General features: G+C 67.4%; 19 protein-coding genes. 13 read left to right on the forward strand and 6 right to left on the reverse strand.

What is annotated here, in order from left to right; translation table 11 throughout:
* Positions 1 to 21: 21 nt before the first annotated feature.
* From lepB to era, 3 genes are read left to right on the forward strand one after another with little or no spacing between them, the layout of a single operon-like run.
* Positions 22 to 777: a signal peptidase I gene (gene lepB, locus DT074_RS17365; protein ID WP_119421124.1), complete on the forward strand. Its 756-nt coding sequence runs from the start codon at positions 22 to 24 to the stop codon at positions 775 to 777.
* Complete coding sequence (gene rnc, locus DT074_RS17370; RefSeq protein WP_119421125.1) at positions 774 to 1,463, forward strand: ribonuclease III; 690 nt, start codon at positions 774 to 776, stop codon at positions 1,461 to 1,463. The genes lepB and rnc overlap by 4 nt, the downstream gene beginning before the upstream one ends.
* The gene (gene era / locus DT074_RS17375; RefSeq protein WP_119421126.1) at positions 1,460 to 2,365 is read left to right on the forward strand and encodes a GTPase Era; all 906 of its coding nucleotides are present in this window, start codon (positions 1,460 to 1,462) and stop codon (positions 2,363 to 2,365) included. Before rnc ends, era begins: the two co-directional genes overlap by 4 nt.
* Here era and DT074_RS17380 read toward each other — a convergent pair whose 3' ends face one another.
* The gene (locus DT074_RS17380; RefSeq protein ID WP_119421127.1) at positions 2,366 to 3,049 is read right to left on the reverse strand and encodes a DUF2848 domain-containing protein; all 684 of its coding nucleotides are present in this window, start codon (positions 3,047 to 3,049) and stop codon (positions 2,366 to 2,368) included.
* 120 nt (positions 3,050 to 3,169) lie between these two features.
* On the opposite strand from DT074_RS17380, the gene DT074_RS17385 reads away from it, so the two are divergent.
* The 6 genes from DT074_RS17385 to DT074_RS17410 are packed head-to-tail and all read left to right on the forward strand — an operon-like array spanning position 3,170 to position 7,564.
* Positions 3,170 to 3,562, forward strand: coding sequence for a hypothetical protein (locus DT074_RS17385; protein ID WP_119421128.1), 393 nt, complete (start codon positions 3,170 to 3,172; stop codon positions 3,560 to 3,562).
* 46 nt (positions 3,563 to 3,608) lie between these two features.
* Complete coding sequence (locus DT074_RS17390; protein WP_119421129.1) at positions 3,609 to 3,893, forward strand: putative quinol monooxygenase; 285 nt, start codon at positions 3,609 to 3,611, stop codon at positions 3,891 to 3,893.
* Between the two features lie 2 nt (positions 3,894 to 3,895).
* Positions 3,896 to 4,657 (forward strand): glucose 1-dehydrogenase, encoded by a 762-nt coding sequence (locus DT074_RS17395; protein ID WP_119421130.1) that lies wholly within the window; start codon positions 3,896 to 3,898, stop codon positions 4,655 to 4,657.
* Positions 4,658 to 4,676: 19 nt separating this feature from the next.
* Positions 4,677 to 5,567, forward strand: coding sequence for an alpha/beta fold hydrolase (locus tag DT074_RS17400; RefSeq protein WP_119421131.1), 891 nt, complete (start codon positions 4,677 to 4,679; stop codon positions 5,565 to 5,567).
* A complete protein-coding gene (locus DT074_RS17405; protein ID WP_119421132.1) occupies positions 5,564 to 6,751 on the forward strand; it encodes a CaiB/BaiF CoA transferase family protein in 1,188 nt (395 codons plus the stop codon). The genes DT074_RS17400 and DT074_RS17405 overlap by 4 nt, the downstream gene beginning before the upstream one ends.
* A 21-nt stretch (positions 6,752 to 6,772) precedes the next feature.
* The gene (locus DT074_RS17410) at positions 6,773 to 7,564 is read left to right on the forward strand and encodes an enoyl-CoA hydratase (RefSeq protein ID WP_119421133.1); all 792 of its coding nucleotides are present in this window, start codon (positions 6,773 to 6,775) and stop codon (positions 7,562 to 7,564) included.
* Between the two features lie 6 nt (positions 7,565 to 7,570).
* On the opposite strand, the gene DT074_RS17415 is transcribed toward DT074_RS17410, so the two are convergent.
* A complete protein-coding gene (locus DT074_RS17415; RefSeq protein ID WP_119421134.1) occupies positions 7,571 to 8,389 on the reverse strand; it encodes an aspartate dehydrogenase in 819 nt (272 codons plus the stop codon).
* Positions 8,390 to 8,456: 67 nt separating this feature from the next.
* Here DT074_RS17415 and DT074_RS17420 point away from each other — a divergent pair, with 67 nt between their 5' ends.
* On the forward strand, positions 8,457 to 9,566 hold the full coding sequence (locus tag DT074_RS17420) for an NAD(P)/FAD-dependent oxidoreductase (protein WP_119421135.1): 1,110 nt from the start codon (positions 8,457 to 8,459) through the stop codon (positions 9,564 to 9,566).
* Here DT074_RS17420 and DT074_RS17425 read toward each other — a convergent pair.
* Together DT074_RS17425 and DT074_RS17430 are read right to left on the reverse strand one after the other, a co-directional pair.
* Positions 9,560 to 10,231, reverse strand: a complete 672-nt coding sequence (locus DT074_RS17425) for a hypothetical protein (protein WP_119421136.1) — start codon at positions 10,229 to 10,231, stop codon at positions 9,560 to 9,562. The genes DT074_RS17420 and DT074_RS17425 overlap by 7 nt on opposite strands.
* Positions 10,232 to 10,241: 10 nt before the next feature.
* Positions 10,242 to 10,544, reverse strand: a complete 303-nt coding sequence (locus DT074_RS17430; RefSeq protein WP_119421137.1) for a DUF3572 domain-containing protein — start codon at positions 10,542 to 10,544, stop codon at positions 10,242 to 10,244.
* Between the two features lie 96 nt (positions 10,545 to 10,640).
* On the opposite strand from DT074_RS17430, the gene DT074_RS17435 reads away from it, so the two are divergent.
* From DT074_RS17435 to DT074_RS17445, 3 genes are all read left to right on the forward strand, one after another.
* The gene (locus DT074_RS17435; protein WP_119421138.1) at positions 10,641 to 11,006 is read left to right on the forward strand and encodes a response regulator; all 366 of its coding nucleotides are present in this window, start codon (positions 10,641 to 10,643) and stop codon (positions 11,004 to 11,006) included.
* 104 nt (positions 11,007 to 11,110) lie between these two features.
* A complete protein-coding gene (locus DT074_RS17440; protein ID WP_119421139.1) occupies positions 11,111 to 12,484 on the forward strand; it encodes a PleD family two-component system response regulator in 1,374 nt (457 codons plus the stop codon).
* A 118-nt stretch (positions 12,485 to 12,602) separates the two neighbouring features.
* Positions 12,603 to 13,328: a PEP-CTERM sorting domain-containing protein gene (locus tag DT074_RS17445; protein WP_119421140.1), complete on the forward strand. Its 726-nt coding sequence runs from the start codon at positions 12,603 to 12,605 to the stop codon at positions 13,326 to 13,328.
* Between the two features lie 83 nt (positions 13,329 to 13,411).
* Here DT074_RS17445 and rpmG read toward each other — a convergent pair whose 3' ends face one another.
* A complete protein-coding gene (rpmG, locus tag DT074_RS17450) occupies positions 13,412 to 13,579 on the reverse strand; it encodes a 50S ribosomal protein L33 (protein ID WP_119421141.1) in 168 nt (55 codons plus the stop codon).
* Between the two features lie 96 nt (positions 13,580 to 13,675).
* Positions 13,676 to 14,305 (reverse strand): NUDIX hydrolase, encoded by a 630-nt coding sequence (locus DT074_RS17455; protein WP_162914970.1) that lies wholly within the window; start codon positions 14,303 to 14,305, stop codon positions 13,676 to 13,678.
* Between the last annotated feature and the right edge of the window lie 6 nt (positions 14,306 to 14,311).

Consider the following 14,311-nt stretch of genomic DNA (forward strand, 5'->3'; position numbering starts at 1 on the left):
CCGAATCTCTTAATGTCCCAGATGGCTGCCAGAAAGACGAAATCCGGCGGTATCGCCGAAACGATCCGCACGGTCGTCTACGCGGTTCTGATTGCGGTCGGCATCCGCAGCTTCGCCTACGAGCCGTTCAACATCCCCTCCGAATCGATGCTGCCGACCCTGCTGGTCGGCGACTATCTGTTCGTTTCCAAGTTCACCTATGGCTATAGCCGCTATTCGCTGCCTTTCGGCCTGCCACTGATTCCCGGCCGGGTGCTCGAAGGCACGCCCGAACGCGGTGACGTCATCGTCTTCAAGCTGCCGCGCGACAATTCGACCGACTACATCAAGCGCGTGATCGGCCTGCCCGGCGACCGCGTGCAAGTGAAGGGCGGCATTCTGTATCTGAACGGCCAGGCGGTGCCGCGCCGCCAGATCGGCGATTACGAGCACAAGGACGATTACGGCCAGAAGCGGCGTGATCGCCAGTACGTCGAGACGCTGCCGAACGGCAAGAGCTACCGCATCCTGGAGCGCACCGACGAGGCCGATACCGACAACACCATCGAGTATCTGGTGCCCGCCGGCCATTACTTCATGATGGGCGATAACCGCGACAACTCGACCGACAGCCGCGTCCGGCCCGACCATGGCGGCGTCGGCTACGTGCCTTCGGTCAATCTCGTCGGCCGGGCCGACTTCCTGTTCTTCTCCCATAACGGCGAGGCCCGCTTCTGGGAGATTTGGAACTGGCCGTTCGCCATCCGCTACGAGCGGATGTTCAGTACCGTGAAGTGACCGACCAGACCGACCTCGACCGTCTCGCCGAGCGCCTCGGCCACCGATTCGCCGATCCCGACCTCCTCGCCGAGGCGCTGACCCATCCCAGCGCCCTGGAGGGCCGGCCGGGCCGCGATTACGACCGGCTGGAATTCCTCGGCGACCGCGTGCTCGGACTCGTCATCGCGACCGAGCTCAACCGGCGCTTTCCGAACGCGCCGGCGGGCGAGCTCTCCACCCGCTTCAACGCGCTGGTGCGGAGCGAGACCCTGGCCGAGGTCGCCGGCCGGCTCGGGCTCGGCGACCTGCTCAGGCTTTCCAAGGGCGAGCGCCAGGCCGGCGGCGGCGCCCGCCGCGCCAATCTGGAGAATGCCTGCGAGGCGGTGGTGGCGGCGCTCTATCTGGATGGCGGCCTCGCCGTGGCGGAACGTTTCGTCCTGGCCGAGTGGCAGGCTCTGTTCGAGCGCGACCGTGCCGCCGCCAAGGACGCCAAGACCAGCCTGCAGGAATGGGCCCATGTCGCGGGTCGCGGCGTGCCGCGCTACCGCATCGAAGGCCGCGAAGGGCCGGATCACCAGCCGCTGTTCCGCGTCGCTGTCGAGCTGACCGGGCTCGAGCCGGCGATCGGCGAGGGCCGCTCCAAGCGCGAGGCGGAGCAGGCCGCGGCCAGCGCCCTGCTGGCCCGCGAGGCAGGCAGCCGGTGACCCAGCCAGTGACCCGCCGCTGCGGCTATGTCGCCATCGTCGGCGTGCCCAATGCCGGCAAGTCGACTTTGCTCAACGCCCTGGTCGGCTCCAAGGTGGCCATCGTCACGCCCAAGGCGCAGACCACGCGCACGCGCATCCTCGGGATCGCCATCGAGGGCGAGGCCCAGGTCATCCTGGTCGACACGCCGGGCATCTTCGCCCCGAAGCGGCGGCTCGACCGCGCCATGGTGCGCGCCGCCTGGACCGGCGCGGACGAGGCCGATCTCGTCCTGCTGGTGGTCGACAGCCGCACCGGCCTCGATGCCGAGGTCCAGAAGGTGATCCAGGGCCTGAAGCGCGGCGGACGCCGGCTCTGGCTCGCCCTCAACAAGGTCGACACGATCGACAAGACGAAGCTGCTTGCGCTCGCCGCCGCCTTCAACCAGGCGGCGCCGTTCGAGCAGACCTTCATGATCGCAGCGCTCTCCGGCTACGGCGTCGACGACGTGAAGGCGAAGCTCGCCGAGGCGGTGCCGGAGGGGCCCTGGCTCTATCCGGAGGACCAGCTGACGGACATTTCCGAGCGGCTGCTCGCCGCCGAGATCACCCGCGAGCAGGTCTTCCTCAAGCTGCACCAGGAACTGCCCTATGCCTCGACGGTCGAGACCGATGCGTGGAAGGCCGGCAAGCAGAACGACGTCCGCATCGACCAGACCATCTACGTGACGCGCGAGAGCCACAAGCCGATCGTGCTCGGCAAGGGCGGCCGCACCATCAAGGCGATCGGCGCCGCCGCCCGCGCCGAACTGGAGCGCGTGCTCGACCGCCGGGTGCATCTCTTCCTGCACGTGAAGGTGCGCGAAGGCTGGCAGGACGAGCCCGAGCGCTACCGCGCCATCGGGTTGGATTTCGAGAAATAGCTACTCCACCAGCGGCAGGGTCTCGATGTCGTAGGCGTGCTGGATGGTCCGGTTCAGCACCGGGTCGTGCAGCTCGATCTCGAACCGCTCGGCCGGGCGGATGCCGCCGATCGCCGGCACGGTGCCGAGGAACATGGCGGTCCCGGGCGGCGGCAGCAGGCTGGTGCCGAAGCCGCGGTCGAACAGGTCCTGCGGCGGGCGCAGCCCTGCCAGCGGGCCGGCCTGATAGGGATGCCGCTCGCCGTCGACGATGATGTAGGAGGCGAGCTGGAGCCGGTCCCAATGCGGCCGCACGTCGTCGAGCCGCCACAGATCGCCGGCGACGGCCTTTGGACAGAGCTGCTTCGACAGTGCCACCGACCAGGATTCCGCCTTGCGATCGGTATGGTCGGAGCCGACGCCGATCCAGAGCCCGTCGGCGAGCGAGACGATCACCGGCTCGACCTCGCCCGAGGTCTCCTCCCCGACCACCTGGATGTGGTGGCCCTGGTCCAGCAGGCGGGCACTCACCCGGTAGAACAGGGGCACGCTGCTCGGCGCCTTCACCCCGAGCGCCGCGAGCTCGTCGATATGGTGCTTGAGCGCCGCCTCGTCGCGCCCGGTCCAGCCGGCGATGATGACGTTCTCGATCTCGACGATGACGGAATCGACCCCGTTCGGGCCGTGGCGCGTGAAGCGGAGCATGGATTCCTGAATGAATGAGTTGCAGGCAGTGCGAAATGAGAATCTGCGGCTTCGTGTGCCGGTTGGCAAGCGCGCGGTCAGCAGGCAGAGTTCTGCCGGCCCAAAGTTCGGAAATCACTAATGCCAGCCGAAGTCGACAATCACGATGAGGTGCCCGGCGCCGCGCCGGCCGAACTCGCGGCCTTCGGCTGGACGGCGATCGAGGGCGGCGGATTTATCGCCGGGCGGCTTCGGGCTGCGCCGGCCGGCCAGGGCTGGATCGTGGTCGAGCACGCGACCGGCCATCGGCTCGCGGAATTGCCGACCGTCTCGGCCGTGCGCCGCTTCGCCGCCAAGGCGGAGGCGGTCGAGGATCTCGCCGCCACGGCGCCACGGCTTGCCACCGCCACCCTGGAGGAGGAACTCAAGCTTTCCCGCGAGGCGGTGGCGGCGCTGGAGCGCGCGGTCGCCGATCTCGAGGAGCAGATCAACGATCTGATGGCCAAGGACCTGCTGTTCGCCGAGGATCGCTGAGCATCACAATAATCACCCCAAGAATCACTGAAGAGGGAGAGACGCCATGATCGGCGTGGTTGCGACGTTGAAGATCAAAGCGGGCCAGGAAGCGGCCTTCGAAGCCGTGGCCAAGGAGCTGGTGGAGAAGGTCAACGCCAACGAGAAGGGCTGCCTGCTCTACAAGCTGCACAAGTCGGACGATCCGCAGACCTATGTGTTCATGGAGCGCTATGCCGATCAGGCGGCGGTCGAGGCGCATCGCGCCACGCCGTATTTCAAGGAGCTCGGCCGCAAGATGGGCGATTACATGGACGGTAAGGCCCAGGTTCTGCGCCTGAAGGAGGTCTGAGCGTGGCCGGACGCATCCAGGCCAAGGTCGCGCTGATCACCGGCGGCGCCTCGGGCCTGGGCCGCGCGACGGCGAAGCTGTTCGTCGCCGAGGGCGCCAAGGTCGCCATCACCGACATCAACGAAGAAGCGGGCCGCGCGGTCGCCCAGGAGATCGGGCCGAACTGCGCCTTCTTCCGTCACGACGTGACCAGCGAGGCCGAGTGGCAATCGGTGGTCAAGCAGACGGTCGACCGGTTCGGCGGGCTGCACATCCTGGTGCAGTCGGCCGGCATCGGCCTTTCCAAGACGGTGGTGGAGATCGAGTTGGAGGAATGGCGCAAGGTGCACGCGATCGATCTCGACGGCGTGTTCCTCGGCTGCAAACACGCGATCCCGGCGATGGCGAAATCGGGCGGCGGTTCGATCGTCAACATCTCCTCGATCGCCGGCATCATCGCCGGCCACAACATGGCGGCCTACAATTCCGCCAAGGCCGGCGTGCGGCACTTGTCGAAATCGGTGGCGCTCTACTGCGCCAAGGTGAAGAACGGGATCCGTTGCAACACGGTGCACCCGACCTTCATCGACACGCCGATCCTCGACAAGTACAAGCACCGCTTCGGTGCCGAGGAGACGCTCGAGAAGCTCGGCCGCCAGGTGCCGATAGGGCGCGTCGGCAAGCCGATCGAGGTGGCCTATCCGATCCTGTTCCTGGCGTCTGACGAGTCCAGCTTCATCACTGGCGCCGAACTCGCCATCGACGGCGGCATCAGCGCCATGTGAAGGCGGAGAAGGGGAGAGCATGCCGCACGCGGATGTCGGGGGCGTGAAGCTCTACTACGAGGAAGCCGGATCGGGCTTCCCGGTCGTCTTCGTGCACGAATTCGCCGGCGACCTGCGAAGCTGGGAGCCGCAGCTGCGCCGCTTCTCGCGGCGCTATCGCTGCGTCGCCTACAACGCGCGCGGCTATCCGCCGTCGGACGTGCCGTCCAATGTCGAGGATTACGGCCAGAGCCACGCGGCGGACGATATCGCCGGGGTGATGCGGCATCTCGGGATCGACAAGGCGCATATCGTCGGCTGCAGCATGGGCGCCTTCGCCACCCTGCATTTCGGCATTCGCCACGCGGCGATGGCGGCATCACTGGTGGTGGTCGGCGTCGGCTACGGCGCCAAGCCCGATGTGCGCGAGCAGTTCGCCCGCGAGAGCCAGGCGACCGCCGACCGGCTGGACAAGGAAGGCATGGCGGAGGTGGCCAAGAGCTACATGGTGAGCGGCTCGCGCGTGCAGTTCCAGAACAAGGACCCGCGCGGCTTCGAGGAAAGCTACCGCTTCTTCTCGGAGCACTCGGCCAAAGGCTCGGCGCTGACCTTGCGCGGCTACCAGGCGCGGCGGCCGTCGCTCTATGCGCTGGAGGCAGAGCTGAAGCAGATCACGGTGCCGACCCTGCTGGTGCTCGGTGACGAGGACGAGCCGGGCCTTGATGCCAATGTGTTCCTCAAGCGCACCATTGCCAGCTCGGGCCTGGTCGTGCTGCCGCGCACCGGCCACGCCGTGAATCTCGAGGAGCCGGATCACTTCAACGCTCTGGTCGAGGACTTCTTCGCCACGGTCGAGCGCGGCCGCTGGATGCTGCGGGACCCGCGGGCGAATATCGGCGGTCAGATCCTGGGGATGGGCAAGTCGTCATGACCGAAAGAAAAGGGCCGCTCGCGCGCTTCAAGGTGCTGGATCTCACCCGCGTGCGCGCCGGGCCTACGGCGGTGCGCCAGCTCGCCGATTGGGGCGCCGACGTGATCAAGATCGAGGACCCGGCGGCGGAAAAGGGCGGCGAGGGGATGGGCGGCCCCAGGCTCGGCTCCGACTTCCAGAACCTGCACAGGAACAAGCGCTCGCTGACCTTGAACCTGAAAGAGCCCGAGGGGCTCAAGATCTTCAAGCAGCTGGTCGAGTGGACCGACGTGGTGGTCGAGAACTACCGCCCCGACGTGAAGCACCGCCTCGGCATCGATTACGAGAGCCTCAAGAAGATCAACCCGCGCCTCGTCTACGGCTCGATCTCGGGCTACGGCCAGGACGGGCCCTATCGCCTGCGCCCGGGCTTCGACCAGATCGCGCAGGGCATGGGCGGGCTGATGTCGGTCACCGGCGTGCCGGGCCAGGGCCCGATGCGGGCCGGCATTGCCGTCGCCGATTCCTCGGCCGGCATCTACTGCGCCTTCGGCATCCTCGCCGCGCTGCTGGAGCGCGAGACCTCGGGTGAAGGCCAGTGGATCCAGACCTCGCTGCTGCAGGCGCAGATCGCGATGATGGACTTCCAGGCGGCGCGCTGGGTGCAGGATCGCCAGGTGCCGCCGCAGGCCGGCAACAATCACCCGACCTCGATCCCGACCGGCGTGTTCAGGACCCAGGACGGCTATATCAATATTGCGGCCTCGGGCCCGGCGATCTGGGAGCGGTTCTGCCAGGCGGTCGGCGGCGAGGCCTGGCGCAGCAATCCGGATTACGCGACCAGCGCTGCGCGCTCGAAGAACCGCGACAAGCTGAACGCCGAGATCGAGGCCAAGATCAAGACGCGGCCGAGCGCCCAATGGATCGACGCGCTGAACGAGGCAGGCGTGCCCTGCGGCCCGATCTACTCGGTCGACCAGGTGTTCGAGGACCCGCAGGTCAAGCATCTCGGCATGGCGGCGCCCGTCACCCATCCCAAGATCGGGCCGACGCATGTGATCAACCAGCCGGTGGTCATGAGCCGCACGCCGAGCGAGATCCGCACCCCCACCGCCGATGCCGGCGCGCATAACGCGGAGATCCTGGCCACGCTCGGCTATTCGGCCGACGCGATCGCCGGGCTGAAGCAGCGCGGCGTCATCTGAATTTCTGACTGGAGCTAAGAGATGGACACCGGAACGACACGGATGATCGCGCGCAAGGAAGGCGCGGTCGGCTGGATGATCTTCAACAACCCCGAGCGCCACAACGCGGTCAGCTACGACATGTGGCTTGCCGTGCCGAAGATCCTGGACGCCTATGCGGCCGATCCGGAAGTGCGCTGCGTGGTGCTGGAAGGCGCCGGCGACAAGGCCTTCGTCTCCGGCGCCGACATCTCAGAGTTCGGAGACAAGCGGAGCGGCGACGGCGCCCGCCTCTACAACGAGGCGACCGACAAGGCGACGCGCGCCATCAAGCAGTTCGCCAAGCCCACCATCACCAAAATCAAGGGCTATTGCATCGGCGGCGGCCTCGGCATCGCCATCGCGACCGACCTCCGCATCGCCGCCAAGGGCTCGCGCTTCGCGGTGCCGGCGGCCAAGCTCGGCCTCGGCTACCGCTACGAGGGAATCAAGGTGCTGACCGACGTGGTCGGTCCGTCATTCGCCAAGGAGATCTTCTTCACCGCGCGGCAGTTCGACGCCGAGGAAGCGCTGACCATGGGCCTGATCAACCGCCTGGTCGAGCTCGACAAGCTCGACGAGTTGGTGCGCGACTACGCCAAGCGGATCGGCGAGAACGCGCCGATGACCATTGCCGCGGCCAAGTTCTGCGCCAACGAGGCGATGAAGGACGGGTCGGAGCGCGACATCGCCACCGCCGACAAGATGGTGAACGCGTGCTTCGCCTCCGCCGACTACACCGAGGGCCGCACGGCGTTCATGGAAAAGCGCAAACCCCAGTTCAAGGGGCGCTGAGCGGCTTCAGCTCCCGACCTTCAGTGGCGCGACCAGGCCCTTCAGGCAGGCGATCACGCTGAGTGGCGTGAGCCTGCCGGTGCGCGGGTTCTCCTGGCTGGGAATGCCCTCGATCAGTATTGTGAAGCGGGTGCTGTCGGCATCCACCACGATCTTGTGCGTGTTCCGGGTGACGGTTGGGTCGGCCCAGATGTCGAGCCGGGTGCGGTCCGGCCCGATGCCGGCGAGCGAGAGTGCCGCGGCGACGTTCACGTTCGCCGGAAAGCCCTTGGCGCCCTCGCGTGCGCTGCCGCTGAACACCAGCTTCGGCGCGTTCAGGCGGTCGAGAGAGATGCCGTTCTCCACCAGGTGGGGCGCGCCGGCGAGGCCGGCCGGGGGCTTCCGCGTCTCCATGGTGACGCTGTGGATGGTGCCCTCGGCCGCCGCCCGCACCGCGTCGAAGCCGACCAGCGCGCCGGTCGGCACGATGATACGGGCGCCGGTCGCCCGCGCCTTGTCGACCAGATCCATGCGGTCGAGCAGCGCGCCGGCGCTGAGCGGCATGAAGATGCGGCCGTGATTGACTGCCGGCACCGCCACCATGTCGAACACCGCGGCGGGCGCGCATTCGACCACGATATCGGCGACCTCGGCGAGGCCATCCAGCGGCATCACCGGCACCGGCTTGCGGAAGGTGGCAAGCGTCTCGCGGGCGCGGCCCAGGTCGTTGGCGGAAACGGCCGCGAGCTTCAGGCCGTCGATCCCCTGGTCGAGGCGGCTCGCCACCTGAAAGCCGATCGCGCCGAAGCCGCCGATCGCCACCTTGAGCGCGTGCATGAGCGTCATCCCCGAAATTGCGTGCCGCGATCCTAGCCGCTAATGACCCTCTGAGTACCGGTGGTGGGGAAGCGCGATGGATCGGGTCGAGGCCGTGGTGATCGGGGCGGGGGTGGTCGGCCTCGCGGTGGCGCGGCGGCTCGCCATGGCGGGCCTCGAGACCATTATCCTGGAAAGCCAGCCGATCATCGGCTCGGAGACCAGCTCGCGGAACTCGGAAGTCATCCATGCCGGCATCTACTACCCGACCGGCAGCCTCCGGGCCGAGCTCTGCGTCGCCGGCAAGCAGGCGCTCTACGCCTATTGCGCGAGCCACGGCGTGCCGCATGCGCGCATCGGCAAGCTGATCGTCGCCACGTCGGAGGCGGAGATCGCCGGCCTCAAGGGCCTCGCCGCCAAGGCCGAGGCGAACGGCGTGCACGACCTCGTCTGGCTGACCCCGGAAGAGGTGAAGCCGCTCGAGCCTGAGATCTTCTGCGTCGCCGCGCTGCTGTCGCCCTCCACCGGCATCATCGACAGCCACCAGCTGATGCTCGCCTATCAGGGCGATGCCGAGGCGCAGGGCGCCATGCTGGCGGTGCAGGCGCCGGTCGCCGCCGCGGAGGTCACCGGCGAAGGCATCGCGCTCGACGTGGGCGGCGCGGCGCCGATGCAGCTGATGGCGCGCCTCGTCGTCAATTCGGCCGGGCTCGACGCACCGGCCGTGGCGCGCCGCATCCAGGGCCTGTCGCCCGCCACCGTGCCGCAGGAATGGCTGGCCAAGGGCAATTACTACGTACTGCAGGGCCGGGTGCCGTTCCGCCGCCTGATCTACCCGATGCCGGAGCCGGGCGGGCTCGGCGTACATGTCACGCTCGACCTGGGCGGTCAGGCCCGTTTCGGCCCCGACGTGGAATGGGTGACGGTGCGCGACTACACCGTGGACCCGAAGCGGGCGGATTCTTTCTATGCGGCGGTCAGGCGCTACTGGCCCGGTCTGCCGGACGGCGCGATCCAGCCGGGCTATGCCGGCATCCGGCCGAAGCTGCACGGCCCCGGCCAGCCGGCGCCGGATTTCGTCATCCAGGGCCCGGCCGCACACGGCGTCCCCGGCCTGGTCAACCTCTACGGTATCGAAAGCCCGGGCCTCACCTGCTCGCTGCCGATCGCCGACCGGGTGGCACGAGAGCTCGGCGTGAATCAGTAGCCGAGCGCGTCGAGCCTTGCTTCCAGCACCGGCAGCGCTTCTGCCCAGGTATCGGCGCGGTGGTCGCTCGCGTCGGCTGGCGGCAGCAGCCGGGCGAGGCGCGGCTCGCCGACGAAATGCAGGCAGAAGGCATCGGCCACCGCCTCGCGCACCGAGGTGTGCTGGTTCGGGATGTCGTCGATGAACAGCACCGGCGCGTTGACCCGTTCGGCCAGCGCCCGCACCGCGCGGCCCTTGCTCCCCTGGTTGGCGATCAGCGGATAGGCCATGCCGTTGCTGGTGAGCGCCTTCACCCGCGCCTCGCGCTGGCCGTGTGGCACGTTGGACAGGATCACCACCTGGGCGCGGCGGGCGAGCGCGGCTAGGCCCTCGGCAGCGCCCGGGATCGGCGCCAGGTGCTCGGTCCGCGCCACGAAGAACTCGGCCAGCAGGCGCTGCACCTCGGGGCGGTCCACGGCGACTCCGTCGGCGGCGCGGCGGATATTGCCGAGCAGGGCATAGCTGTCCCAGTGGAAGCGGAAACTCTGGGACTGCAGATAGCTCTCGAACCCGGCCATGAAGGCGAACAGCACCTCGTCGGCATCGGAGACCACAATCGGCCGTCCGGGCGTGAGCGCCAGGCCGGCGAGCTGCGCTTCGAGCAGGTCCTCTCCCATGTCGCTCATGGCGTCTCGCTCATGCCGGCGCCGCTCCCGGCAGCAGGGCGCGGGCGCGCGCCGGGAGGGCCGGGTCGATCGCTTGCGACTCGGCGAAGGCGATCAGGGTTGCCTCATCGGCGAGCAGATGGTCGAGCACGCCGCCAAGCAATACCGGGTCCTGCACGTGGGTGCGGATCTCGTCCGGCGTGAACCCAGTCAAGGCCACGAAGCGGCTCGTGCGATCGGGGTCTTCCAGCAGGAAAAACAAGGCCTTCAATGCTATCGTCTCGGCCTCGGCAAGGCCGAGCCGCAGCGCGCGATGTTCGGGTTTCGGTCGCATCCGGGTGCCTGTCGAAAGCATCATAAATAGTTTGTTAATCCGGCTCGTCTCAAATGCAACGCATAACGGCGCCGGCCGGGGCGAACGAGGATATCCATGAACAAGACGGTGCTCATCGTCGAGGATAACGAGCTCAACATGAAGCTCTTCCACGACCTGCTGGACGCGCATGGATACTCCACCTTGCAGACCAAGGACGGCATGGAGGCGCTAGCGCTCGCGCGCAAGCACCGCCCTGACCTGATCCTGATGGACATCCAGCTGCCGGAAGTGTCCGGCCTGGAAGTCACCAAGTGGCTGAAGGAGGACGACGACCTCCGGGCCATTCCGGTGGTCGCGGTCACCGCCTTCGCCATGAAGGGCGACGAGGAGAAGATGCGCGAGGGCGGCTGCGAGGCCTATATCGCCAAGCCCATTTCGGTTGGCAAATTCATCGAAACCGTGCGACGATTCCTCGGCTAGCAGGGTTTTCTGGAGCAGATGGCGAGCGTTACCTCGAGATCGCTCTATCGGCAGGCGTCTGGTTCCGGGCGTAGGGGGCGGCGCGACTGCCGGCCTATTGTGTCATGACTGCCCGCATACTCGTCGTCGACGACATGCTGCCGAACGTGAAGGTGCTCGAGGCCAAGCTCTCGAGCGAGTACTACGACGTGCTCACCGCCTTCAACGGCCTCGACGCCATCGAGAAGGCGCGCACCGATAAGCCCGACCTGATCCTGCTCGACGTGATGATGCCGGGGCTGGACGGCTTCGAGGTGTGCCGGCGGCTCAAATCGGACACTGCGACAGCGCATATTCCGGTTGTGATGGTGACCGCGCTCAGCGATGTGCGCGACCGCGTCACCGGCATCGAGGCGGGTGCCGACGACTTCCTGACCAAGCCGGTCGACGATGTCGCACTGTTCGCCCGCGTCCGCTCGCTGATTCGCCTCAAGCTGCTGATGGACGAGCTCAGGCTGCGGCAGGAGACCTCCAACACCTTCGGCGTCTCGGCGCCGATCGAGATCGACTTCAACAGCGAGCCCACGGATGCCCGCATCCTGGCGGTCGAGGACGCGCCCTACGAGGCTGAGCTGATCGCCAAGACGCTCGGCCAGGCGCATCAGGTGACCGTGCAGGCCGACCCCAAGGAAGCGCTCATCCTGGCCCGCGGCGGCGATTTCGACCTTGTGGTGGTCAGCCTGGGCCTGGAACAGCACGACGGGCTCCGCCTCTGCTCGCAGCTCCGCAGCATGGAGGAGACCCGCCAGGTCCCGATCCTCACCCTGGTCGACGACGGCGACAAGAAACGCCTGGTCAAGGGGCTGGAGATCGGCGTCAACGACTATCTGCTGCGCCCGATCGACAGGAACGAGCTGCTCGCCCGCAGCCGCACCCAGATCCGCCGCAAGCGCTTCCAGGACAAGCTGCGCGCCAGCTTCTACCGCAGCATGGCGCAGGCGGTGACCGACGACCTGACCGGCCTGCACAACCGCCGCTACCTGATGAGCCATATCGAGACCCAGCTCGGCAACGAGGCGGGTGGCGCGCTCCGTTCCTTCGCCGTGCTGCTGCTCGATATCGACCACTTCAAGTCGATCAACGACACGTTTGGCCACGATGCCGGCGACCAGGTGCTGAAGGAATTCGCCCAGCGCATCGCCCGCAACGTGCGCGGCGTCGATCTCGCCGCCCGCTTCGGCGGCGAGGAATTCGTCGTGGTGATGCCCGAGACCGACATGCCGAATGCGCATGTGGTGGCGGAGCGCCTGCGCCAGGCCTTCTCCGACGCGCCCTTCGCCGTGCAGGGCATCGACCGGCCGATCCCGGTCACCTGCTCCATCGGTGTCGCCGTGGCCGAGGGCCGCGAGACCCCGGACCAGATCCTCAAACGCGCCGACGAAGCGCTCTACGCCGCCAAGCGCGACGGCCGCAACCGCGTGGTGGCGGCGGCAGCCTGACGGCGCGAGAACCCCCCGAACTCGGGAAGGGCCGCCGCGGCCTTCGGGCTGCCGGTTTTGAGCGTCAACCATATTGACAAAGTGGCTTAACCCGCTCCCCCCGCAGAGCGGGATTTCAATGCGTTATCCGCTTGGCGCGGGTATTGCAAGCTGCCTGGGGCCGTCTCAGGGGGACGCCGATCGGCGGCGTCACGCGGCCGCCAAAGGGGACAACATGAGGGGAATCAGAAGTGCAGCTATTGCGACGCTCGTCGCCAGCACGTTGGCACTGGGCACGGCCTCCACTTCGTTGGCGGGTGTATTGAACGGCCATGGCGATGCATTCAACGCGATTGCCGGCACTGTCCCGTTCAACAACGGCACCGGGCTGTCGGGGACGGTCGATTATGCCGTGTTCACCTCTGCCGCTTTCAACTCGAACTTTGCCGGGCTTGGATACGTTCCCGGCGATTCTTTGGTCTATACGTTTCAGGTCTTCAGCCAAGGCAGCGTGGCCGTCACCGGTTTCGAATTGCTGGCTCTAAGTGACGCCAACACGATCGGTAGTTTCGACATCGGGGACGTCCCGCCGACCAGCAGCGCGTTCGTCGGATTGGACGCGCAGTGGCTGTTTGCCGCCGGAATTCCCGGCGGCCAATCCAGCTGGGGCCTTGCCTTCTCGTCGTCGGTCGAACCGATCGTGGCCTTCTTCGAAATCCTCGGGGCTCCGGAGGCGCTCCTAGCAGCTGGCCTACCGAAACCCTTCGGGGTAGCGGACGTTCCGGAGCCGAACGCAGTTGGCGCGATACTGGCCGCAGCGCTCGCCGGCCTCGGCTGGTCGCGCCGCCGGCGACGGGCAAGCTGACGGCCGCGCCGATATCGTCTCTTAAGCGACAAGGGCCGCCCAATCGGGCGGCCCTTTGCGTCTGAGTGGACGGTGGCGGTCCGCTACTTGATCTTGGATTCCTTGAACTCGACGTGCTTGCGCGCGATCGGGTCGTACTTGGTCAGGCTCATCTTCTCGGTCTTGGTGCGCGGGTTCTTCTTGGTGACGTAGAAGTATCCGGTGTCGGCGCTGGACACGAGCTTGATCTTGAGCGTGGCGGGCTTGGCCATGGGGCCCTCTGGCGAGTTCGCGGGTCGATTGAGCGGCGCACCATAGCCTGCGATCCGGTCAAGTCAAGCCGCGGGCTTGGTGAGCCTAATCCCTTGCTATTCCCGGCGAATCCGCATCTTGCCGGCGAAATAGCCGAAGATCGGTAACTGTCGCCGGGCACTGTCGGGGCCGAGATGGGCGGCCACTTCGCTCAGCATGAACTCGGTCACGTCGACGATCGGCAGCTTCAGCGCTGCCGCCATCGGATACCAGTCGAGGTCGAGCAGCTCGCCGCTGCCGCCGAGCCTGGCGGCGCCGTTGCCGACGCGCGTGAGGAAGAACCGGGCATGGAAGCGGATCGGGTTGCGTGATGGCGTGATGGCGCGGCCGAGATACTCGATGGCGCCGAGATCGGGGCGGAAGGCGCCGGCCTCCGCCTGGCCGAGCGCGAGCCCGGTTTCCTCGAAGGTCTCGCGCACCGCGGCCACGGCCAGCGCCCGCGCGGTGACCGCGTCGGTGTGGCGGGTCACCTGCGCCAGGGTCGCGGCGGGCAGCGGGCGCACCGGGTCGATGGCGCGGTCGTTGGCATCCAGCCGGCCGCCCGGGAAAACGAACACGTCCGGCATGAAGCGGTGCCGGCCGGCGCGGCGGCCGAGCAGAATTTCCGGTCCCCCGGCGGCCTCGCGCACCACCACCAGGCTGCCGGCGGAACGTGGCGTTACCGGGCGCTTGGGCGCCTCGGCCACAGCCGC

This window comes from Desertibaculum subflavum (genome assembly GCA_003576705.1).
Taxonomy (GTDB): domain Bacteria; phylum Pseudomonadota; class Alphaproteobacteria; order Ferrovibrionales; family Ferrovibrionaceae; genus Desertibaculum; species Desertibaculum subflavum.